This window comes from Streptomyces roseifaciens (genome assembly GCF_001445655.1).
Lineage (GTDB): Bacteria > Actinomycetota > Actinomycetes > Streptomycetales > Streptomycetaceae > Streptomyces > Streptomyces aureoversilis.
Window position 1 is genome coordinate 2,311,340 of the sequence record NZ_LNBE01000003.1, and the last position, 21,139, is coordinate 2,332,478.

20 protein-coding genes are annotated in these 21,139 nt (G+C 69.3%); 12 read left to right on the plus strand and 8 right to left on the minus strand.

Annotated features, from left to right (window positions below; genetic code table 11):
- Window positions 1-656: 656 nt before the first annotated feature.
- Entirely contained in the window at window positions 657-1,736 is a 1,080-nt protein-coding gene (locus AS857_RS15675) for a hypothetical protein (protein WP_058043705.1), read from the plus strand.
- Here the strand turns inward: AS857_RS15675 and AS857_RS39985 are convergent.
- Genes AS857_RS39985 through AS857_RS15685 form a run of 3 tightly spaced genes read right to left on the minus strand, consistent with a single transcriptional unit; the run spans window position 1,733 to window position 4,510 of the window.
- Window positions 1,733-1,879, minus strand: coding sequence for a hypothetical protein (locus tag AS857_RS39985; RefSeq protein WP_160330241.1), 147 nt, complete (start codon window positions 1,877-1,879; stop codon window positions 1,733-1,735). The two genes, AS857_RS15675 and AS857_RS39985, sit on opposite strands and share 4 nt — an antisense overlap.
- On the minus strand, window positions 1,872-4,175 hold the full coding sequence (locus AS857_RS15680; protein ID WP_058043706.1) for a caspase family protein: 2,304 nt from the start codon (window positions 4,173-4,175) through the stop codon (window positions 1,872-1,874). Before AS857_RS15680 ends, AS857_RS39985 begins: the two co-directional genes overlap by 8 nt.
- Window positions 4,172-4,510, minus strand: coding sequence for a hypothetical protein (locus AS857_RS15685; protein ID WP_058043707.1), 339 nt, complete (start codon window positions 4,508-4,510; stop codon window positions 4,172-4,174). Before AS857_RS15685 ends, AS857_RS15680 begins: the two co-directional genes overlap by 4 nt.
- Before the next feature lie 266 nt (window positions 4,511-4,776).
- On the opposite strand from AS857_RS15685, the gene AS857_RS15690 reads away from it, so the two are divergent.
- From AS857_RS15690 to AS857_RS15705, 4 genes are all read left to right on the plus strand, one after another.
- Entirely contained in the window at window positions 4,777-5,316 is a 540-nt protein-coding gene (locus AS857_RS15690; RefSeq protein ID WP_058043708.1) for a 2'-5' RNA ligase family protein, read from the plus strand.
- Window positions 5,317-5,610: 294 nt separating this feature from the next.
- Entirely contained in the window at window positions 5,611-6,081 is a 471-nt protein-coding gene (locus AS857_RS15695) for a cupin domain-containing protein (protein ID WP_058043709.1), read from the plus strand.
- Between the two features lie 371 nt (window positions 6,082-6,452).
- Window positions 6,453-6,941: a hypothetical protein gene (locus AS857_RS15700; protein WP_058043710.1), complete on the plus strand. Its 489-nt coding sequence runs from the start codon at window positions 6,453-6,455 to the stop codon at window positions 6,939-6,941.
- 189 nt (window positions 6,942-7,130) lie between these two features.
- Window positions 7,131-8,117, plus strand: a complete 987-nt coding sequence (locus tag AS857_RS15705; protein ID WP_058043711.1) for an aldo/keto reductase — start codon at window positions 7,131-7,133, stop codon at window positions 8,115-8,117.
- Window positions 8,118-8,174: 57 nt separating this feature from the next.
- On the opposite strand, the gene AS857_RS15710 is transcribed toward AS857_RS15705, so the two are convergent.
- Complete coding sequence (locus AS857_RS15710) at window positions 8,175-8,663, minus strand: MarR family winged helix-turn-helix transcriptional regulator (RefSeq protein WP_058043712.1); 489 nt, start codon at window positions 8,661-8,663, stop codon at window positions 8,175-8,177.
- Between the two features lie 94 nt (window positions 8,664-8,757).
- Between AS857_RS15710 and AS857_RS15715 the strand changes: the two genes are divergently transcribed.
- The 4 genes from AS857_RS15715 (at window position 8,758) to AS857_RS15730 (ending at window position 12,854) form a co-directional block, all read left to right on the plus strand.
- Window positions 8,758-9,639: an NmrA/HSCARG family protein gene (locus tag AS857_RS15715; RefSeq protein WP_058043713.1), complete on the plus strand. Its 882-nt coding sequence runs from the start codon at window positions 8,758-8,760 to the stop codon at window positions 9,637-9,639.
- A 383-nt stretch (window positions 9,640-10,022) separates the two neighbouring features.
- The gene (locus AS857_RS15720; RefSeq protein ID WP_338058259.1) at window positions 10,023-11,030 is read left to right on the plus strand and encodes a PP2C family protein-serine/threonine phosphatase; all 1,008 of its coding nucleotides are present in this window, start codon (window positions 10,023-10,025) and stop codon (window positions 11,028-11,030) included.
- Window positions 11,031-11,276: 246 nt separating this feature from the next.
- A complete protein-coding gene (locus AS857_RS15725; protein WP_058044175.1) occupies window positions 11,277-11,684 on the plus strand; it encodes a YciI family protein in 408 nt (135 codons plus the stop codon).
- Window positions 11,685-11,699: 15 nt separating this feature from the next.
- A complete protein-coding gene (locus tag AS857_RS15730; RefSeq protein ID WP_058043715.1) occupies window positions 11,700-12,854 on the plus strand; it encodes an RNA polymerase sigma factor in 1,155 nt (384 codons plus the stop codon).
- 102 nt (window positions 12,855-12,956) lie between these two features.
- On the opposite strand, the gene AS857_RS15735 is transcribed toward AS857_RS15730, so the two are convergent.
- A complete protein-coding gene (locus AS857_RS15735) occupies window positions 12,957-14,159 on the minus strand; it encodes a globin domain-containing protein (RefSeq protein WP_058043716.1) in 1,203 nt (400 codons plus the stop codon).
- A gap of 554 nt (window positions 14,160-14,713) precedes the next feature.
- On the opposite strand from AS857_RS15735, the gene AS857_RS40675 reads away from it, so the two are divergent.
- The 3 genes from AS857_RS40675 to htpG all read left to right on the plus strand — a co-directional run bounded on the left by AS857_RS40675 (window position 14,714) and on the right by htpG (window position 17,986).
- Complete coding sequence (locus tag AS857_RS40675; protein WP_144440836.1) at window positions 14,714-14,917, plus strand: hypothetical protein; 204 nt, start codon at window positions 14,714-14,716, stop codon at window positions 14,915-14,917.
- A 219-nt stretch (window positions 14,918-15,136) separates the two neighbouring features.
- On the plus strand, window positions 15,137-15,661 hold the full coding sequence (locus tag AS857_RS15745; RefSeq protein ID WP_058043718.1) for a hypothetical protein: 525 nt from the start codon (window positions 15,137-15,139) through the stop codon (window positions 15,659-15,661).
- Between the two features lie 414 nt (window positions 15,662-16,075).
- Window positions 16,076-17,986: a molecular chaperone HtpG gene (gene htpG / locus AS857_RS15750; RefSeq protein ID WP_058043719.1), complete on the plus strand. Its 1,911-nt coding sequence runs from the start codon at window positions 16,076-16,078 to the stop codon at window positions 17,984-17,986.
- 150 nt (window positions 17,987-18,136) lie between these two features.
- Here the strand turns inward: htpG and AS857_RS15755 are convergent, their stop codons facing one another.
- From AS857_RS15755 to AS857_RS15765, 3 genes are all read right to left on the minus strand, one after another.
- The gene (locus AS857_RS15755) at window positions 18,137-18,952 is read right to left on the minus strand and encodes a DUF899 family protein (protein ID WP_058043720.1); all 816 of its coding nucleotides are present in this window, start codon (window positions 18,950-18,952) and stop codon (window positions 18,137-18,139) included.
- Window positions 18,953-19,614: 662 nt separating this feature from the next.
- The gene (locus AS857_RS41380) at window positions 19,615-20,025 is read right to left on the minus strand and encodes a hypothetical protein (protein WP_058043721.1); all 411 of its coding nucleotides are present in this window, start codon (window positions 20,023-20,025) and stop codon (window positions 19,615-19,617) included.
- A gap of 612 nt (window positions 20,026-20,637) precedes the next feature.
- Window positions 20,638-21,021 carry a hypothetical protein gene (locus AS857_RS15765; protein ID WP_058043722.1) on the minus strand — a complete coding sequence of 128 codons (384 nt, stop codon included), beginning with the start codon at window positions 21,019-21,021 and terminating at the stop codon, window positions 20,638-20,640.
- Between the last annotated feature and the right edge of the window lie 118 nt (window positions 21,022-21,139).

Genomic DNA, 21,139 nt, shown 5'->3' on the forward strand with positions numbered 1-21,139 from the left:
ACGGGGGACGGGGGACGGGGGACGGGTTACGACTGTTCCCGCGGTAGCAGGTCACGGGCGGCGGCGAGGTCGCAGGCCGCCGCGTCCGGCTCGCGCCGACGTATCGGTCCCAGATCCGGGCAGCCCATCCGCCCATCATCCCGTCTCCCTTCACCGAACCCCACTGGTTAAACGGCACTTAACGCGCCTGTGCCGAGTCGCGGCCAGAAGGGCCACCACGTAGAACCACTGGCCCGGCGTCCCGTGGTTGAGCATGACCGGGCCGATCGGGACTCCACGGTCGGTGCCAGGCCCAGCGCATCCCTGATGTCGGCGGCCGTGCGTGCCCAACGGGCATGTTCCGGCCACCTGGCGCGGTGGTCCTCCATCTGGGCCGAACTCGCGCCGGCGAGGAAGCAGGTGAGCCCGTAGTGCAATTCTTTGCGCCAGAAGTCCGTATTCGTGCAGCGTGCCACCACGGTCGCTGCGTGCTGTGCCAGCTTGGCACGTGCCGGTTCGGCTGCCGAGCCGCGTCCGGCGGCGGCCCCCCATCGTCATCCGGCTGGGACGCCTGCAGCCCGGGTGAGGGTCAGCTCAGTGGCCCGCGGGGTGAGCTCTTGTCAGTGCCGTATGACAAGGTCTGTCGCACGAACAAGGAACGGAACGAGGAGTTCGGGATGACGGGGGCCTGGGACAAGGCGCGCGTAGTGGAGCTGGCACGACAGCTGAGGGGAGCGGAGACCGGCGGCTGGAGCGGGCCGGCACTGCGAGCAGTGGTGGAAGGTCTCGGCTGGCAGTGGGAAGAGGGCGCTGCCGGGCCGCGACTGGTCATGGGCACGCAGCCGGACGCTTCCCCGCAGTGGACGCCCCGGCTGCGCCCGGTGGACCGCTTCGAGAAGGACTATGTGCACGGCGGCGAGGAGTACGTCGGGCTGTATGTGCCCGTCGCTCTGCCGGAGGGCGGCGCGGCGGGGAAGGCCGCGGCCTTCCGGGAGGTTGCCGAGGCGCTGACGGAAGAGTTCGGCTCTGCCCACATCATGGGGGCATACGGCGACCCCGGGCCGTTCTACGACTCCGCCCCGCTGTGGGGCAGTCCGTTCCTCCGCTGGCGTGAGCGGGAGAACACGCTGGAGCTGCACGCCGGCGAGCACGGCCCCGAGCTGCTGCTCCAGCCGACCGATCCGGTGGAGAACTGGTTCTGGCGGCAGGGACACGGTGAGGACTACGCCCTCGGCGGGTTCTTCGGCAGCCGACGTGACCCGGCCAACGCGGGCCTGGGCTTCCCCGGCCGCTGGCGCACCGACGACTGGGACGTCTTCTCCCACACCCTCGGCGACTTCCTCGGCACTCTCCCCGCCGAGACCCACGCTCTCGGCATCGAGCTGGACTTCGGCTTCCACGCTCTGGTGCCCGGTACCTATGGCCCGATCTTGTTCAACCTCCTCTGCGGCGAACGACTGGAGATCATCTACGACCCGGAGCGACTCGGAGAGGGCGTCACCGATCCGAGCTCCTTCGGCTGGATCCCGCACGCCACCCGCCCGGCCGCCCTGGACCACTGGCACGAGGCCCCCTTCCACTCGGGGGACTTCGGCATCGGCGAGGTGGACGGCCGCCGACTGGCCCGCATGATGGTCGACACCCTGCGCGACCTGGGCGTCTCCTCCCCGAAGGACCTCAGCCTGACCGACCACGCGCAGCAGGTGGGGGACTATCACATCGACTACTACGGCCTCACCCTGCAGGAGAACCCCTAGCCAAGCAGCGCCACGGTGGCGCACCACCACGGTGCACGGCGGGCCGACCCGCCGTGCACCGTCCGCTCCCGTACCTCCCAGGAGGTGAGGGGCGCGAAGCGTAGCCACGCCCAGAAGCCGGTCAGGTGCAGCCGTTCAGTCACTGCCGGAGACTGCGGGGCGGCTCCTCGACGCGCGGGATGTGCGGTGCTTCCGCCACATCAGTACGGCGATCCAGACCTGCACGATCGCTCCCGCGGTGAAGGCCAGTAGGCCCAGCTGTATCTGTTTCGTCAGGAAGAGAGTGACTGCCGCTGCGGTGGTCAGCAGTGCCATCGCCGCACACCATGTACGGACCCACCAGCGGCGGAGGGGCCAGGGATCGTCCCACGTGAGAGCACACATGAGCCCGCACGCGCCTGCACTTGCGAGCGAGACGAGCACCACCGCATAGCCGATGGCTGTCGGGAGGACGTACCCATAGGGCATCTGGAAGAGCCATACGTCGCGGGAGCTCTGATAGACGGGCAACAACAGGGCGAGGACCATCAGCACTGCCGCCCCCAGGAACGGCCGGGCGTAGAGCCGAGTCGCCTCCAGAGCCGCTTCCGGCGAGGTGTTGACCACCGACGACCGGTGCAGTCGCACCGCGGCGATGACCTGGAGTACGGTGCCGGAGACAAGGGCGAGCGCTCCGAGCGGAAGGCGGGACGTCGCCCCGAGCGCGAAGAGGACGCTGACAAGGCACAGCACTGCCAACGCCGTCAGCAACGCCACCGCACCGCACCACTGACGCAAGCGCCGCCGGCGAACGTGAGCGGACCCGCGGACGATGAGGGTGCCTGTCACCGCACAGCTGATGACGCTGATGACAATCAGCGCAAAGGTCACGAAACCGCTCAGCGGCTGAAGCGGTTGGTACTCCCTCGCGAGGCTGACGAGCCAGATGGATTCGCCGTTCCTGCTTGTACCCAGCGGTACGACGAATGCGAGGCACATCAGCGCCGCCGTCCAGAAGAACGGCCAAGCCTGCACGACGGGAATTTCGGGCTCGCGTCTCGGCTGCTCCACCGGCTTCGGTTCGGGTTCGGGTTCGGGTTCCGGTTCTGGTTCTGGTTTGGGTTCTGGTTCTGCGTCTTTCGCCGGCTTCGTATCCGTAGCCGGTGGTTCCGTCGTGTCGGCGGTGTCACGGCTCATGCCCTGGACCTGGACCTGCACGTCCAGCTGACCGGTTACTGTCTGCAGGGTCAGGGTTCCCGTGTGCTCCCCCTTCTCCTGCACTTTCGCGGTCAGTTCGAGTCCATCGGTTGCGCACCGTGTCGTCAGCCAGGGCGCTGCGCTTGCACGCAAGGTGGCCAGTACGACTGGCGGGCCCTCCACCTCGAGGTGCGCCGGCTCTCCAGGCTCGCCCACCGGCACCTGTCCCAGGTCGACGGCCGAGGTCGCCGTCCTCGGCCGTGCCTGCTCAAGTGCCCGGGCGGCACTGTCCGCCACCCGGCGGCTGTCGTCGCGCTCCAGCCGGGAGAGCGCCTCATGTGCCGAGAGGGCGAGGCCCAGGTCGGTCCCTTGCAGCACCGTGTTCAGGTCGTTCACGGCCCACAACTTCCGTTCACGACTGTCGGATTCGATTGCCGTGGCCAGCGCGTCGGGCAAGGGGGAAGCCTGGGTGGCGCGCGGCCTCGAACGTGCGATGGGGAGGTCTCCGTGGCCGCCGAAGAGCCACAGCTGCGGCGTCTGGCGGCAGGCCAGCCCGTCCAGCCGCTCGCTCACGTAGTCCGCCAGCTCGGCCAGGCCGATGCAGCCGTCCCCGTCGCGATCGGCCTCCCCGCTGCGCAGCCCGTGTACCAGCGCACCGGTGAACATCGACGGCCCTCCGGCCGCCGCGCCGGGCTTGCCGACCACGGGGTGGTCACCCTCGAATGCGTACTCCACCGCACTGGAGGCGGTGAAGACGGCTCGCCCCCGCTTGGCCTTCGTGCGTTGCAGGTCGGTGAAGCTCTCCTCGACGTGTACGTCCGTGCCCGCCCGGGCGAACATGCCGCGCTCGAAAGCGCCGGCGTAGCAGCAGTCCAGGAAGACCACAGCGCACTGGGCGCGGCTGTCGAGCATCTGCTCGCTCACGAACTCGGCGGGTACGGCGGTCGACGCGAGGCGTGTCCGGTTGGTGTCGGTAGCGGCGAGGAAGAGCTTGCCCGCGCTGTTCTTGACCCCGTGGCAGGAGAAGTGGAGCAGCAGCGTGTCCTTGGGGGATCTGTCCGCGAAGAAGTCCTCCACCGCCGTGCGCAGGCGCTGGACGGGCGGATCGGCCAGTACCTCGACGTCGAAGTCACCGATGGTCTCGTCGCCGAGCACGTCGACGAGCTCCTCCGCATCCTGTGCGGGCGCCCGCAGGGCACCCAGACCCACGTCGCCGTAGGTGCCGGTCACCACGACGAGGGCGTGCCTGTTCGGATCGTTCATCGGTCCGCCTTCCCGGCGGCGCAGGACGCGATCCACGCGTCGGCCCGCGCGTCCACCAGGCGCCGCTTCTCCTCGGATGAAACGTCCGGGGGTTCGAGGACAGGGCGGTTGCCGTCGATCTCCAGAACGCTGCGCAGCTCACGGGCCCGGGCCCGCCGTACGCCGATTCTGGTGCGCGGGCACGTGCACGCGCACACGCAGGCCAGACAGGCCCTGGGATGCCCGATACAGCCCACGTCCAGCTGCAGCAGGCCTTCCTGGAGAACGTCGGATTCCCAGTACAGGGACCCGGTGTCCTCTTCGGATTCCTGGATGACGATGCGCAGCTCTGCCATTACGGCGCCTCGCCCGAACGCTAACGGCTTGTACCACCGTGCGGCACGCGCCTCTCAGTCCAGTCTCGCACTTAACCCGAGACCCAGGACAACGGTGGTGATTTCACAGACCAAACATTCGGTTGGCCAGAGTTGCAGGCTGCCTGCCCGAGCGGTGTGCAGCAGCACGCGCCGCACATCAAGGGCATCCGTCACTTGATCGGCCGCGATCGTCCAGCGGAAAAGCAGCCGCGCCGTCTGCGGCGGAGATGAGACCATGCGGTGTCATGGCAGATGACAACACCAGTGTGTTTCAGGTGGGCCAAACGGGCCTCATCGTAAGAATCCCGGAGGCAGAGCCGGCCGTCCGCAGGTGGCGTGATCGGTTCGATCCCTCAGCCGAGGCCGGGGTTCCAGCGCATGTCACCATTCTCTTCCCGTTCCTTGACGAGAGCCGGATGGATTCGCTGGTCTACTCCACTCTCGTGGACGTTTTGGGAAGTCACCAGGCGTTCAGCCTACGGTTCCAGCGGTGCGGACGACTCCCGGAGGTGCTGTATCTCGTCCCCGAGCCCGACACGCCGTTGCGGCAGCTCACCGAGGCGATCGCTGAACGATGGCCCGAGGCTCCGCCCTACGGCGGCCGGTTCGACGAGACCGTGCCGCATCTGACCATCGCTCAAGGCCAGGACGAAGTCGTCCTGGAAGAGATCGAAGCCGACCTCCTCGGCAGGCTTCCCTTCACCGCCCACGCCTCATCGGTCGTCCTCATGGCGTACGACGGCACGACGTGGCAGGAACGAGCGTCCTTCGCGCTCGGAGAATAAACAGCGCGCATGGGATCCGGCGGTCCAGTCAGCCGGCTCTGTTGGCACAGCCAGAGGCTTCCGGTCACGGCGGACGTGGAACCCCAGGCCGGCCTCAGGCTTCGGCTCCGGCCAAGCGGGGGAGGTGATGTCGAGTCAAATCCTCTGAGCTCGTGATCTGTTGTGTCGCGTATACCCGGTCCTACGGCCCTCGCCGCCTACCGATCCCGCCCCGGCGATCTACCCGGATGGCGGCCTTCCACCGGGTCACCGGCGGGAACATATGCGGAAGCTGCGAAGGTGAGGAGCGTCTGTATGGCGAAGAACTCCGTCGTACGCCAGAAGGGCGACGGCGACGCATTCTGGATGCTGAACGGTCTCTATGAGGTCAAGGCGTCCGGTGACGAAACCAACGGTGAGATGACCGTCATGGAGATGACCATTCCGGAGGGAGGGGGCCCACCACCGCATGTCCATCCCGGAACCGAGAGTGTCTACGTTGTCGAGGGGACTCTGCGCTACCACATCGGCGACGAGACGTTCGAAGGCGGCCCCGGATCGTTCTTTCACATCCCCGCGGGAACCCTGGAGCGATTCGAACCTACGAGCACGGTCCGTATGGTAATCACCTATACGCCGGGTGGAATCGACAAGTTCTTCGCTGAAGCCGGTGAACCGGCCCAGCGACGCGAGCTGCCACCGCCGTCGGCCACTCCGCCGGACGTCGAGCGCCTGGTGGAGATCGGCCGCCGGTACGGCATCGACATGAGGCCCGATCAGACCTGAGAATTGTCCCGCGCTGTCAGCCTCTGCCCGCCCGTGCTCGTACTAGGGCAGCTCGGAGCACGGCACGAGGTGGCGCCGGGCCATTTTCGCCGCCCGCCGCCCGCCGCCGGGTGGGGGCGAGGATCTCGTCCCGGCCCACCGGTCTGCGATCTTTGATCAACGCCGTTGGCGGCGCCAGGCAGCAAGCGTCGCGAACTTTCTCCGATGCAGGCCAGATGAGAAACGCCCGCGGAGTCCAACTGAAGCCAGACCCTATGGCTGTGTCCCCGCAGTGGTCGAGCTGCACGTGTCCAGGCGGACCAACCGTCTCAGTATTGCCGCGTCATCACGGCATTGGACCAGGCGGATGTCGCCATGAAATCCTGCATAGCATGCGCGTTCTGGACATCCTTATACCCTTCGCTCAGACCGGCCGCATTGGCGCGGTGCGCATAGGAGCCCAACTCAAGGACGTCATCGTGGAGTTGGGGCCGCCGTGGGCGGAAGGCTCCTCGGTCGGAGCCGGCGGGGTGCCGTATCTGTACGCGTACGGATGTCTGGAGGTCGCCACCTGCCATGCCCGCTGCCAGATGATCGAGTCGATCGTCGTCCAGACGGACTGGGTCACGATGGAATGGCCGTCACGGGAGTCGGGCCGGGCGGAGAGGTTTCCCGGTGGTCCCACGTACAGCGAAGTTCTGCGGGCGCTGAGCGAGGCCGGATGTTCCTGGGGCGTCTACGAGCCGCTGACTCTTGGGGATCAGTGTGCGATCCGTGTCCCCGCCTCGGGCGCAATCTTCGTCTTCACCACTGAGGACGTGGAAGAGCCCGTGCTCTGCAACGTGTCGGTGGCCGACCACCGCCCCCACTCCTGCGGATAGGGACCGTCCGGCGAGTCAGCTGCGGAGCCGGAGACGTACAGCAGCAACAGTCGCGGTGCCCCGGAGCGGGTCCGCGGGTGCCCGCCGCTCGTCGCGTGTGGAGGTGGCGTCGTTCATGGCGGGTTGACATGGAGTGCGATCCAACACCTAGCTTCCTGGCAGATGGTTCAGAGCTCAGGAGGCAACACCATGAACAACATTCCCACCCGCCACCTCGGCGAACTGGCGGTCTCTGCGCAGGGCCTGGGGTGCATGGGAATGAGCCACGGCTACGGTGCCGCGGACGACGCCCAGTCGATCGCGACGCTGCACCATGCTCTCGACCTCGGGGTGACCTTCTGGGACACCTCCGACTTCTACGGCGCCGGGCACAACGAGGAGCTGATCGGCCGGGCCGTCGCCGGGCGCCGCGACGAGGTGGTGCTGGCCACGAAGTTCGGCTTCGCCAACCGCCTGGGCGAGCCCACCCTGGTCCGCGGCGACGCCGCCTACGTGAGGCAGGCCTGCGAGGCGTCGCTGCGCCGGCTCGGGGTCGATCACATCGACCTCTACTACCAGCACCGGGTCGATCCGCAGGTGCCGATCGAGGAGACCGTCGGCGCCATGGCCGAGCTGGTGCAGGCCGGGAAGGTCCGTCACCTCGGGCTGTCCGAGGCCGGCGCGCAGACCATCCGGCGGGCGCACGCGGTACACCCGATCACCGCGCTGCAGAGTGAGTGGTCGCTGTGGACCCGCGACCTGGAGGCGGAGATCGCCCCGGTCTGCCGCGAGCTCGGCATCGGCCTGGTTCCGTTCTCCCCGCTCGGGCGCGGCTTCCTGACCGGCCGGTACAGCTCGGTCGAGGGCCTGGCCGAGACGGACCTGCGGCGCAGCCAGCCGCGTTTCGCCGACGGCAACCTCGAACGGAACATGGCAATCGTCGCGAAGCTGAACGAACTGGCTGCGGGGAAGGGCGTCACTGCCGGTCAGCTCGCTCTGGCCTGGGTGCAGCACCGGGGCGAAGACGTGGTGCCGATCCCCGGCACCCGGCGACAGCGCTACCTGGAGGAGAACTGCGCGGCCGTGGCCGTCGAGCTGTCGCCCGAGGACCTCGCCGCCATCGAGGCCGCCGCCCCGGCCGAGCAGGTCGCGGGTACCCGCTACGACGCGACCAGCCTCACTTTCGTCAACGGCTGAGCCCGCCGCGGCTCCCCTCCCCGGGGCCGTGAGAGTGGTGAGAGGGCTTGCGGATGCTCAGTCCGGCTTCGGCCGCGAGCGCAGGTGACGCATCTGGGTGTGGCTGAGGTCGTGTGCCCGTCGCATGTGCCGGGTGATCACCTCGAGCTCGTCCTCGGTGTGGCTGTCGAGAAGCGCGTGCCAGGCCGGAGCGAGGTCGTCCCACACTGCGGTGACCCGGGCGATGCGCTCGGGCACCGGGGTGACCAGGACCCTGCGGCGGTCCTGGCTGTCGGGTGTGCGGGCCACGTAGCCGCCCCGTTCGAGCCGGTCCACCAGCCGGGTGGCCGAGCCCGTGGTCAGACCGGTCAGGTCGGCGATCTGCCTGACAGTGAGCGGCTCGGGCTCGGCGGTCAGGAGGCTCAGGCACTGCACGTCCGTCGGATGCAGGTCGAGGTGATCGGCGACAGCTTGGTTGAACAGCGCATACGCCGCCAGGTAGCGGCGGGACTCCGTCGACAACTCCTCGTAGAGCCGGGACCGGCGCGAGTCCGTCACGTGGATCACACTCCCAATCGCTGCGCGGCGCAGCGATATCTCGTAGTCTTCTGCGTGGCGCAGTTAATGCGCCACGCAGACATTCTACTTCTCAGGGAGAACCATGCTCACCGTCGCCGTCACCGGGGCCACCGGAGCCCAGGGCGGAGCCACCGCCCGCGCGCTACTGGCCGCCGGTCACCGGGTACGCGCCCTCACCCGCCGGCCCGACTCGCCCGCTGCCCACGCCCTGCGCCGCCTGGGAGCCGACGTGCACCACGCCGACTTCGAGGACAGCACGACCCTCGAGGCCGCCCTCGCCGGCGCCGACTCCCTCTTCGCGGTCACCACCCCCTTCGGCACCGACACCGCCACCGAAACCCGGCAGGGCAAAGCCCTCGTCGACGCTGCGGCAGCCGCCCGCCTCGGGCACATCGTGTTCACCTCAGCAGCCCACGCCGACCGCAGCACCGGCGTCCCGCACTACGAGAGCAAGCGCCGGATCGAGCAGCACCTGCGCACATCCCGCGTGCCCTGGACGGTGATCGCCCCGGCCGCCTTCATGGACAACTACGCCGGCGGCTGGACCCTCGACGGACTGCGCGACGGCACCTTCGCCTGGCCCATGCCCGCCGACCGGCCGCTCACCCTCATCCCCGCCGCCGACATCGGCACCTTCGCCGCCCTGGCCCTCCAGCGCCGCGAGGAATTCAACGCCCAGCGCATCGACATCGCCTCCGACGAACGCACCCCCGCCCAGATCGCACAATCCCTCGCGGAGGCCACCGGCCGTCCGGTCGCCCACCACGAGGTCCCCCTGGACCACGTCCGGACCCGCTCCACCGACCTGGCAGCCATGTTCGAGTACTTCACCACCTCAGGCCTCGACGTCGATGTCGCCGGACTGCGCCGCGACTACCCCGAAGCCGGCTGGCACAGCTTCTCCGACTGGGCCGCCGGCCAGGACTGGACCGCGCTCCTGTCCGCCGCACCTTCACACCGGTGACAGCGAAGCAGCAATCAGCACCGACTCCCGTCCGTGACGCCGTGGGATGCCGTAGCCGCCCTTACGACCCGACCCGCGTGGGCAGGACTTCCGCCACTGGGTACGACCGTTACGGCGGCGGTACCGGCTCCGAGGCCATTAGCGAGGCCATGCCGGGTACCCCCGATAGCTCACGGCGCCGACGGCGCGGGCTGCAAGTGGACCGCTGAGGCTCCACGGGGGAGTCTGTAGACATGCGGTGGCTCTTCCGCTCACCCCCTCGACCAGGAACGGGCACCCACAGCAGGGGACTGTTCACGCTGGGGCAATGCCTACCGTTCGCGCTCGCCCTGATCGTGATCGGCATCGAGTTCTCACCCGCGCACTTCCTGTACACGGGTCCTATGCTCACTGCGACGCCCGCGCTGGCCGCGGTCACGATGGGGCCCAAGGGCACCGTTGCCGCGGCGGCCGTCGCCACAGCCGTCAGCGTATGCACGGCGACCTACAACCAGGCATGGGGCAGCCAGCAGGTCTACACCAACTTCCTCGCTCTCTTCCTGGTGTCCGCGGCGAGCATCATGACGAGCAGCGCCGTACGTACGCGCAGGCAGCACGAGCTCGACCAGGTCCGCCGCATCGCCGCGGCGGCGCAGGAGGTCATCCTCCGGCCCGTACCCGAGCGGCTCGGCCCGCTCCGGGCGGCCAGCATGTACCTCGCGGCCGAGAAGGGCGCACAGATCGGCGGCGACCTGTACGAAGCCGTGCAGACCCGGTACGGGGTCCGGCTGCTCGTGGGGGACGTCCGCGGCAAGGGGCTGCCCGCCGTGCGCGCGGCCGCGGCCGTGCTGGGCGCCTTCCGGGAGGCCGCGCACTACGAACACGACCTGGCCGAGGTCATGGACCACTGCATGGCCTCGCTGAGGCGGGAACGCGCCGTGCCGGGCGCCTTCGCCGAGGAATCCCTGGTCGAGGGCTTCGTCACCGCGCTCGTGGCGCAGGTGCCGGACGGGCCCGTCGTCGACGTGGTCAACCGCGGCCACCCGCCCCCACTGGTACTGCACCGGGGCGAGGCTCGGATGCTCGTGCCCGCCTCCCCGCAGCCGCCACTGGGGCTGGAGGACGTCGTCATCGGACTCTCCGAGGCGGAGACCTTCCCGTTCACTCCCGGCGACCGCCTCCTGCTGTACACCGACGGCGTGATCGAAGCCCGCAACCGCGACAACGCCTTCTTCCCCCTGGCCGAAGCCGTGGAAGCGGTCCACCCGGACACCACCCCGCAGGAGTTCCTCGACCACCTGCACCAGGGGCTGCTCCGGCACACCGGGGGCAGCCTGGCGGACGACGTGGCGATGCTCCTCGTCGAAAGGAGTGAGGACGTCGGCGGTCACGCCGGGTCAGTCGCCGACTGACACCGCAGCTGAACCGGTCCGGTGGAACCGAGCACCCGGCGGCGGGCTCCGCTGGAACCGGGCACCCGGCGGCGGGCTCCGCCGGAACGAGGAGAGGGCGGAACCCGGAACCGGCAGTGCCCGCGCTCAACCCCTCGACTACGAGAGCCAAAGAAATTCCGACGGCGATGTCGAGAACCCGTGACCGGCTCCGTCCCTGCAGTGAACGCGACCACAATGGGTCGCACCAGCACCGAGGAGAACACGATGGCCAAGTACTTGCTGCTCAAGCACTACCGCGGAGCCCCGGCTGCGGTCAACGACGTGCCCATGGACCAGTGGACGCCGGAAGAGATCTCGGCCCACGTGCAGTACATGAACGACTTCGCGGCCCGGCTCGAGGGGACCGGCGAGTTCGTCGACGGCCAGGCGCTCGCCCCCGAGGGGACGTTCGTCCGGTACGACGGCGAGGGTCGCCCGCCGGTCACCGACGGCCCGTTCGCCGAGACCAAGGACCTCATCGCCGGCTGGATGGTGATCGACGTCGACAGCTACGAGCGCGCCGTCGAACTCGCCGGGGAACTGTCGGCCGCCCCCGGGGCCGGCGGAAAGCCCATCCACGAGTGGCTCGAGCTGCGCCCGTTCTTGGCCGCGCCGCCCACCATCACGGAGTGATGAGTGACATCCCAGGTGAACGAGGTCCTGCTCCGGAGCCTCACACCGAGCGTGCTCGGGATCCTCGTCCGCCGCGGAGCCGACTTCGCGGCGGCCGAGGACGCCGTGCAGGACGCGCTGGTCGAAGCGGTCCGCATCTGGCCGGCCGACCCGCCACGGGACCCGAAGGGCTGGCTGATCACCGTGGCCTGGCGCCGGTTCCTCGACGCGACCCGCGCGGACGCCGCCCGCCGCCGGCGTGAGGACCTCGTCGACGGGGAACCGGCACCCGGGCTCGCGCCCGCGGTGGACGACACGCTCCAGCTCTACTTCCTGTGCGCCCACCCGTCGCTCACGCCGTCGTCCGCGGTCGCCCTCACGCTGCGCGCCGTCGGCGGGCTGACCACCCGCCAGATCGCCCAGGCCTACCTGGTCCCCGAGGCGACCATGGCGCAGCGCATCAGCCGGGCCAAGCGCACCGTCTCCGGCGTGCGGTTCGACCGGCCCGGCGACGTCGCCACCGTGCTGCGCGTCCTCTACCTGGTCTTCAACGAGGGCTACTCCGGCGACGTCGACCTCGCCGCCGAGGCCATCCGGCTCACCCGGCAGCTCGCGGCCGCGATCGACCACCCCGAGGTGGCCGGGCTGCTCGCCCTCATGCTGCTCCACCACGCCCGGCGCGCCGCCCGGACCGCGCCCGACGGCAGCCTGGTGCCGCTCGCCGAGCAGGACCGCGGCCGGTGGGACACCGGGTCGATCGCCGAGGGCGTCGAGATCCTGCAGGCGGCCCTCGCCCGCGACCGGCTGGGCGCGTACCAGGCCCAGGCCGCCATCGCGGCGCTCCACGCCGACGCGCCCACCGCCGAGGAGACCGACTGGGTGCAGATCGTCGAGTGGTACGACGAACTGGTGCGCCTGACCGACAGCCCTGTCGTCCGGCTCAACCGCGCAGTGGCGGTCGGCGAGGCCGACGGACCGCGCGCCGGCCTGGCGGCGCTCGCGGCGCTCGCGGCGCTGGACGACTCACTGCCCCGCCATACCGCGGTGGCGGCGTACCTCCACGAGCGCAACGGCGACCTGGCGACGGCGGCACGGTTGTACGCCGAGGCGGCCCCCAAGGCACCCAACCTCGCCGAACGCGACCACCTGACCCGCCAGGCCGCCCGGCTCAACGCCCGCGGCTGTCGCTGACAGGTCGCGCTTGGATTGCCCCACGGCACTGGGCGCGGTTCCACCGGGCTCATCCAAGCGGAGTTGGAAAACGGCAGCGTCCGGTCGGGCGGCAGTACCCGGTCAGGCGGTGGCGTCGGCCAGCCACAGGTCGGGGCCGAAGACCTCGTAGCGGATGTTGCGGGCAGCGATGCCGCCACGGAGCAGCTGCGACCTGATCTCCCTCATGAAGGGCAGTGGGCCGCACAGGTACACCCTCGCGTCGGTCGGCAGACCGAGCCCGTCGAGGTGCATCAGCCCCGTCCGGGAGCCGGGCGCCTCCGGCGTGGGCTGCTCGTACCAGAACGTGGCCCGTGCGGCGGGCAGTACGTCGACCAGCCGGGTCATGTCATGGCGCAGGGCGTGGTCGGCGGGGGAGCGGTCGGCGTGCAGGACCCTGACGGATCGGGTGGAGGCGGTGGCCGCGAGGTGCTCCAGCATGCCGGTCATCGGGGTGCAGCCGATACCTGCGGAGATGAGCACCAGCGGCGTGTCGCTCTCGTCCAGCACCACGTCGCCGAAGGGTGCCGAGACGGTGAGTTGGTCGCCCGCCTGCAGGGTGCGGTGCAGCAGGTTCGAAACCTCACCTTCGGGAGCACCGCCACCACGTACACGCTTGACGGTGATCCGGCGGACTTGGTCGCCGGGGGCCGAGGAGAGGCTGTACTGGCGCAGTTGGTGAACGCCGTCGGGCATCTTCACCCGCACGCTGACGTACTGCCCCGCGCGGGCCCGCGGCGCCGGGCCGCCGTCGGCCGGGCGCAGGAGGAAGGAGACGGTGTCGGTGGTCTCCTCGCGCCGCTCCAGGACGGTCCACTGCCGCCAGGGATGCCCGGGCCGTACCTGTGCTTCGAGGCAGAGGCGGGCTTCCTGGGCGATGAGGGCCCCTGCCATCAGCCAGTAGACCTCGTCCCAGGCGGCCGCCACGTCAGGGGTGACCGCCTCGCCGAGTACCTCTGCGATGGCGGCGAACAGGTACTTGTGCACGATCGTGTACTGGTCGTCGGTGACACCGACGGCCACGTGTTTGTGCGCGATGCGCGCGAGAAGCGTGTCGGGGCGGGTGCCGGGGTCGGCCGCCAGCGCCCCGGCGAAGGCGGCGAAAGCCCCGGCCAGCGCCCGCCGCTGCGCACCGCCGGCCTGGTTGCCGCGGTTGAACATGCCGTCCAGCAGCTCGGGGTGCTCGGTGAACATCGTCGCGTAGAAGCGGGTGGTTATCTGGTCCAGCTCCCTGGCGACGGCAGGCAGGGTGGCCCGGATGACCGAGGCTGATTCGGCAGACAGCATGACGCTCCCGGGTAAGAGAAAGAGAGACAAACAAGCAAGAAGAGAAGCAAGAGCGAAGTAAGAAGAGGCCCACTGGCCCTGCACAACCGCGGCCACCGTCAGGTTTAGCAGCCGCACAGCAGGTCAGCCCGGGTGCGCGGAGGATCGGGGACCAATGCCCAGCAGGAAGGGCCGTCCGGTCCCCGACGCGCCCCGAAGACCGGGACCATCAGCCCTGGTACTCCTACGTCCTGCGACTCGCCCAGCGGGCCCAGGTGGTCGCCCTCCAGGAGGTGGGCAACGAGCGGCGGACCTGAATGCGGTCCGGGTCCGGGTGGTGGCCTCCCTCGCCGGCCCGCACCTGCGGCCCGCCCTCGGCGTGGAGATCGGCGACGGCGCCCCGGGGGCAGTGGACAACATGACCTTCTACACGGTGCATGCAGCCTCCGGCGGAGGGTTCAACGCCGAGGATCCGGCCCTGCAGGTGCAATGCCGGACCACAACCCAGTGGATCAGGCTCGGCGATTTCAACCGCACGCGGACTCCGGCGTCGGCAGACCGCCCGCCAGAAGGCCGTGGGTGCGCTCGCAGACCGGCGTCGTCTGCCCGCCCAACGCTGCCACACACCCGACCATGCACCCCAGGAGCCCCTGGACTACGCGGTGCGCAGCCTCGCCACCCCGGCCCCGCCCGCCGTAACCGGCGAAGTCCAGAACCTCCAGGCCTCCGACCACCTATCGGTCCGCTACGCCTTCAGCGGCAGGAGAAGCGGGCCGTAGTGGCATGTCTGTTGACCAGTGGCGCTGTGAAGTGTCATCGGCGTGGTCTACCGGGTGGATGAGGATGAGACCGGCTCCCCCGCGTGGGGGAGAGGCTCGCTGCCTTGGCCGCCTCGGAGGATGAGTGATCTTCAGTCCCGGGCTCGATGCCCTCGCACGCGGGCCCATGGAACCGTGGCTCTTGACCACGAACTTCCATCTCATCAGGAGCCCCGAGCCATGTCCGAATTCGCTGTCCGCCGTCCAGGGAACGCAGTTGCCGAGGTTCCGCCGCCGCCCCGGTGGGCCGTCCGAGCCGCTTGTGCCTCGGCACTCTCCGCGACCGTCGGGTTCATCCCGCTCCACGCGGTCTGGGCGCTGGGCGTTCCCCTCTGGGCGGACGAGGACAAGTTCCGGGGGTGGTACGCGGGCGGTGGCGGCCCGTACCTCTTGGTACTCAACGGCCTGGCCCTACTGGCGGGCATCCTGGCGTTGAGCCTGGTCCGGCCGTGGGGTGTGGTGTTCCCGAGCTGGACTCCGTTCCTGGCCGGGTGCCGGGTTCCGCGCCGGACGCTGGCCGCCACGGCCTTCATCGTCTCGGCCTTCCTCCTCCTGTACACCGGCTGGGCCGCTGCGCAGACGATCAACCACTTCAACGACGACGGCGTTTTCAGCCCCTGGATCGTTGCCTACGGCATCCCCCAGTTCCTGGTATGGGGCGTCGGCCTGACCATCGCCGCACACTCCTACCGCCGCCGCACATGACCTGGGCATCAGGTCTCGGCGACGGCCATGGGACGGCTCCCATGACGGTTTCCAGGCGCCCAGGCCGGCGCCCATGCCGCCCATGCCGCCCATGCCGGCGAAGACGACGCCCCGTCCGTAGCCGGACTCCGGTGTGGTGCCGGCCTGGACGGTAAAGGCACCAAGGCCGGGGCGCTGGAGAGGTCGATGAGCAGGCGGGACCCGGCGCTGCCCGAGACACCGTTGGGCGAGCTGCCCAGCGTCCGGCCCTGCTGCTGGGCGGCACACCGGGCCCGGTACGGGACCGGCACCCGAGCGCGGATGCGCAGCGCGGAACCAGCCACCGTTTTCCACATCCCGGCCACTGCCCTGACGTGGTGTTTTACAGTGGCTTCCGTCAGATCTGGCGACAGGACCTGTGAGGTATTCGCGAACATGTCGAGTGAAACCTTTGAGTTTCAGGTAGAGGCTCGTCAGCTGCTGCAGCTGATGATTCACTCGGTCTACTCGAACAAAGATGTCTTCTTGCGGGAGCTCGTCTCCAATGCCTCCGACGCGCTGGACAAGCTGCGTCTCGAGAAGCTGTGGGACGACGCGCTCGACGCGGACGTGTCCGATCTGCACATCGACATCGACATCGACACGGAGGCCCGCACCCTCACGGTGCGGGACAACGGCATCGGCATGTCGTACGACGAGGTCGGGCGGCTCATCGGCACGATCGCCAACTCGGGCACCGCCAAGTTCCTCCAGGAGCTTCAGGAGGCCAAGGACGCGGCCGGAGCGGAAGGACTCATCGGCCAGTTCGGCGTCGGGTTCTACTCCGGCTTCATGGTGGCGGACGAGGTCACCCTGATGACCCGGCGCGCCGGCGAGAGCCAGGGCACCCGCTGGACCTCGCGCGGCGAGGGCACGTACACGCTGGAGACGGTCGACGACGCGCCGCAGGGCACCTCGGTCACGCTTCACCTCAAGCCGGCCGACCCGGAGAACCAGCTCCATGACTACACCTCCCCGTGGAAGATCAGGGAGATCATCAAGCGGTACTCGGACTTCATCACCTGGCCCATCCGGATGGCCCCCGAGGGCTCCGGCACGGACGACAAGAGCGACGAGGCGCCCGAAGCCGAGACGCTCAACTCCATGAAGGCGCTGTGGGCCCGCCCGCGCGGCGAGGTATCCGACGACGAGTACCACGAGCTGTACAAGCACATCGGCCACGACTGGCGCGACCCGCTGGAGACGATCCGGCTCCAGGCGGAGGGCACCTTCGAGTACCAGGCCCTGCTGTTCCTCCCCGCCCACGCACCCCACGACCTGTTCGCGCGGGACTCCAAGCGCGGCGTGCAGCTGTACGTCAAGCGCGTGTTCATCATGGACGACTGCGAGGCGCTGCTGCCGCCGTACCTCCGCTTCGTCAAGGGCGTCGTCGATGCGGCGGACCTCTCGCTCAACGTGTCCCGCGAGATCCTCCAGCAGGACCGTCACATCGAGATGATGCGGCGACGGCTGACGAAGAAGGTCCTGTCCACGGTCAAGGACATGATGACCAAGGACCAGGACCGCTACGCCACGTTCTGGCGGGAGTTCGGCACGGTCCTGAAGGAGGGACTGGTCACCGACTCGGAGAACCGCGACGTCCTCCTCTCCGTCGCGTCGTTCGCGAGCACGCACCACGACACCGAGCCGACCACGCTCAAGCAGTACGTGGAGCGGATGAAGGACGGGCAGGACGACATCTACTATCTGACCGGCGAGTCCCGGCAGAGCATCGAGAACTCCCCGCACATGGAGGCGTTCCGGGACCGGGGCATCGAGGTGCTGCTGCTCACCGATGCCGTCGACGAGGTGTGGGCGGACGCCGTCGGCGAGTACGAGGGCAAGAAGCTGCGGTCCGTCGCCAAGGGGCAGATCGACCTCGATGGCGAGGGCGAGGACACCTCCGACGGCGAGCGGGAGAAGCAGACCGAGGAGTACGCCGGACTGCTCGGCTGGATGAAGGAGCAGCTGGACGGGGACATCAAGGAGGTGCGCCTGTCCTCCCGCCTCACCGTCTCTCCGGCCTGTGTCGTCTCCGACGCGCACGACCTCACCCCAGCTCTGGAGAACATGTACCGCGCGATGGGCCAGGAGGTGCCCCGCTCCAGGCGGATCCTGGAGCTCAACCCGGACCACCGGCTGGTGAAGGGCCTCAACCAGGCCTACAACGAGCGCGAGGACCGCACGGTGCTCGCCGAGACCGCCGAGCTCCTGCACGGCCTGGCGGTGCTCGCCGAGGGCGGACAGCCGAAGGAACCGGCCCGCTTCGTCAAGCTGATGGCGGACCGCCTGGAACGCGCGCTGTAACTCGGCTCCGCCAGGCCGTTGGCGGCCTGCCCCAGAGGTGAGGGGCAGGCCGCCGACGGCTCGGCTGCCCAGCCAACTACCGTCCGGGGCTGCAGTCCCGGCACTGCCCACCCCGCTGCCCAGGGCGGCGGTGCCCGCTCTGAGTGCGTGTCAGTGGTGGTGGCCGTGCCGGCCGAGGGTCTCCACGGGGGTCGCGCCGGGGCGGGTCCACTGCGGGACGGGGCGGCTGGTCGGGCCCCAGGTGGCGACGCCGTCGGCATCCGAGCGCCAGTACCAGCAGGCCTGGCGGCTCTCGGCCGGGTACCCCTCGCGGACGTCGCCGATCACGGGCCGGCCTTCGGGATTGTCCTCCCACGCCTCGCCGCGGCCGTAGGGCGTCATGTCGAGCAGGCCGAGGGACCCGTTGACCCGCTCGTTGCCACGGCCCGTCGTGGAGTAGGTGAGGAACACGCGGTCGCCGTCGCGCAGGAAACAGACTAGGTGCCCCATTTCTCCGCCGACCGGCGCCTCCACACCCCGCACCGAGTACCAGGGCTCGGTGTATCCCATGAACTCGACGTAGCGGGCCACCTCGTCCCACGGGCCCGAGGTCAGGATGGCGAACGAGACGCCGCGGGCGTTGAGGTAGACGGCGTCCTTCACGTGCCAGGCCGTGGTGGTGCAGCCCTCGCACTGCCCCTGGTGCGGCGCGCCGTCGTACCACATGTGCTGGTAGACCACGAGCTCGTCGCGCCCCTGGAACAGGTCGAGGAACGGGACCGGCCCGTCAGCCCCGGTGACCTCGACCGCGCCGTCGAACTCGACCATCGGCAGCCGCCGCCGGGCCGCGGCGATCGCGTCGCCCTCACGGGTGTGCGCCTTCTCGCGGACCAGCAGTTCCTCACGCGCCGCCTGCCAGGTGGCCAGGTCGACGACCGGCGGCTTGCCGGGGAGGTTGCTGCTCGCGTTGCCGGGCGTGGTCGTCATGGTGTCCTCCGTGGTGTCTCGTGCCAGGGCAGCGTCGTACCACGTCCTACGACGCTTACGAGAAGAGACTCGCGACCCGGCCGGAACCCATTGCGGCAGCGGTGAGACGGTGCAGGGTGTCATCGAGACGACACTCGGCGAGCCGTCACCGCATCCAGCCGCGCCGTCCCGCTCCGCCACTGTGACCTACCGGCAATGTGTCGGCCGACCGCCAGGACTTGTGGGTTGGGGACACCGTGATCACACGGTGCCAGAGGCGGTCCTGCGGCTACGCGCCAGCCGGCGTGCGGCTCTGTCACTGAGGCGCCACCCTGGCTGGGCACTGGTGAACCACACGGCCCAGCCGTTTGCCCGTGCTCCTCCCGCCGCATACCGACACACCACACCGGCATGCGCTCGTTGCCGTGGGCAACTGGACCGTGCGGTCTCGGCGGATCAGTCAGGTGGATAGTCCTTACGGTGCCCCCAGCCAAGGACGTCCTGTTCGGGCGGGGTCTTATAGACGTCGTCTTTGGTCTCCTCCCGGGCTCTACCGGCTCCTGCCGCTCTGTCCTGCTGCTTGCGCTTGTCTTCGGCGGCGTGGGCCTCCTTGTGCTTTCTCCTCGACAGCCAGGCCATGACGCGAACCTCATCTCTCGTCCTTCAACCCCCCGATTTCAGGCTCACACGCACACGCGGACCACGCATCCCGCCCTCTTGCTGCGATTTTGATCGGGCTGGACGACGGTGGGGCGCCCGCGGAGCTCGCCGCGACCGTCGGGGCCGATGATCTGGCCGCCCCGGACGCCTGGTGCGGTGGCGGCGTAGAGCTGGTCCCAGGCGCCTTTCTCGACGGGCTGGGCCAGGATCGGGTTGGCGATCTTGGCGAAGACGAACGGAGTGCGCCGGTCGGGCCACTGGACCGGAGGTTGGTGCTGGAGTATGACCGTCACCACCCGGACGTCGCGGCCCTCGGAGGCGGACTTCTCCAGGCGGCGCAGCAGCAGGCGGGCCAGCTCCCGGGCTGTCTGGAAGCCGAGGCCGCTGTTGGCACCGGTGACGAGGGCCGTGCGGCCGGTCTTTGGCGTTGGCATTGCTACGGGGTGGCTGCGGCTACTGGTCAGGGCAGTGCCGGTGGGCCACTGGTCGGGCCCGGCATTGATCTCAACGTCGCCCGTCGGCCTGCTTCTATCCACGGCGCGGATATCGTCGGCCTGGCAGACCGTGGGTAACGGCGCGTAACCGATCAAGACTGGAGAAGCCAGCACACAGGGTTCCCCCACGCCGTGCCGCTACGAAGGGTTACCTCCGTATCTGCTTCCTCGGTCTTCGCTCCCGCTACGTCGCTACGCGCTGTTCAGATCTCTGAACTCGGGGCCGTACCCGATCACGGGCGGCTGGCGGTGGGCCGGCTGCGGCGAGTGCGGCTCTCGGTGCCGTTGCCGAAGGCGGCCGACGGCCGCCTGGGCCTCGCGGCCGACGTCTCGCCGTGGCTCCGCCCGGACGAACGAACACCCGGACGGTGCTCTATGGACGAGTTCGAGCCGCTCAACCTGATGCAACATGCCGGGCGGTAGTGGGCCGAGTGCGGCGGAAGACGCAAGGCACCCACTACGTCATCTGGCGGAACAAGCGCGTCACCGAAGACCGCCTACGCCAGATCGTGGCCCGGGCAAATGTCGCATGACGGGCTGCGGGGGCCAGCCTCACCCGAGGCGCAGGAAGCCCCGGACGTCGTCGAGGCCGTCGAGTGCCCGTCCGTCCACGTCCGAGAGATCCACCTCAGCACGCGCTGCCAAGGAGTGCGTCAGCGCAACGGCCCCGTCGCTGAGATATCCGAAGCGTCGAGCGGTATGTCCCAAGCACAAGCCAGCCAGCCCGAGCAGCGGACTGCCTGACGCGGCCCGCGTACCGACCTGAACACACCAGTGCTCGACGAACTCCCGATCATCGTCGTTCAAGGCGCACCCGACCAGAGCGTCCGCCGCCTCGGGCTCATGTGCCCGGTCCCCGAGTGCCCGCTCCAACGTCTCGATTACCACGTCATGCGGCAGGACAGGAGGGTTCTGGAAGCTCAGATATGAATGCATGCCGTTGAGACTACGTATTCCACCGCGGCGCCCACCCCAGGCGCCTACCAGGCGCGGTCTCCGGCTCGAGGCGGGGAGCTGGTGGCGGTTATGGACGCCTCGCCAGTTGCCGTAATTC

Bases quoted from the DNA above. Each gene is read 5' to 3' on its own strand.
- AS857_RS15675 (WP_058043705.1), top strand. From the start codon at position 657: ATGACGGGGGCCTGGGACAAGGCGCGCGTAGTGGAGCTGGCACGACAG.
- AS857_RS15680 (WP_058043706.1), bottom strand. From the start codon at position 4,175: ATGAACGATCCGAACAGGCACGCCCTCGTCGTGGTGACCGGCACCTAC.
- AS857_RS15685 (WP_058043707.1), bottom strand. From the start codon at position 4,510: ATGGCAGAGCTGCGCATCGTCATCCAGGAATCCGAAGAGGACACCGGG.
- AS857_RS15690 (WP_058043708.1), top strand. From the start codon at position 4,777: ATGGCAGATGACAACACCAGTGTGTTTCAGGTGGGCCAAACGGGCCTC.
- AS857_RS15695 (WP_058043709.1), top strand. From the start codon at position 5,611: ATGGCGAAGAACTCCGTCGTACGCCAGAAGGGCGACGGCGACGCATTC.
- AS857_RS15700 (WP_058043710.1), top strand. From the start codon at position 6,453: ATGCGCGTTCTGGACATCCTTATACCCTTCGCTCAGACCGGCCGCATT.
- AS857_RS15705 (WP_058043711.1), top strand. From the start codon at position 7,131: ATGAACAACATTCCCACCCGCCACCTCGGCGAACTGGCGGTCTCTGCG.
- AS857_RS15715 (WP_058043713.1), top strand. From the start codon at position 8,758: ATGCTCACCGTCGCCGTCACCGGGGCCACCGGAGCCCAGGGCGGAGCC.
- AS857_RS15720 (WP_338058259.1), top strand. From the start codon at position 10,023: ATGCTCACTGCGACGCCCGCGCTGGCCGCGGTCACGATGGGGCCCAAG.
- AS857_RS15725 (WP_058044175.1), top strand. From the start codon at position 11,277: ATGGCCAAGTACTTGCTGCTCAAGCACTACCGCGGAGCCCCGGCTGCG.
- AS857_RS15735 (WP_058043716.1), bottom strand. From the start codon at position 14,159: ATGCTGTCTGCCGAATCAGCCTCGGTCATCCGGGCCACCCTGCCTGCC.
- AS857_RS15745 (WP_058043718.1), top strand. From the start codon at position 15,137: ATGTCCGAATTCGCTGTCCGCCGTCCAGGGAACGCAGTTGCCGAGGTT.
- htpG (WP_058043719.1), top strand. From the start codon at position 16,076: ATGTCGAGTGAAACCTTTGAGTTTCAGGTAGAGGCTCGTCAGCTGCTG.
- AS857_RS15755 (WP_058043720.1), bottom strand. From the start codon at position 18,952: ATGACGACCACGCCCGGCAACGCGAGCAGCAACCTCCCCGGCAAGCCG.
- AS857_RS41380 (WP_058043721.1), bottom strand. From the start codon at position 20,025: ATGCCAACGCCAAAGACCGGCCGCACGGCCCTCGTCACCGGTGCCAAC.
- AS857_RS15765 (WP_058043722.1), bottom strand. From the start codon at position 21,021: ATGCATTCATATCTGAGCTTCCAGAACCCTCCTGTCCTGCCGCATGAC.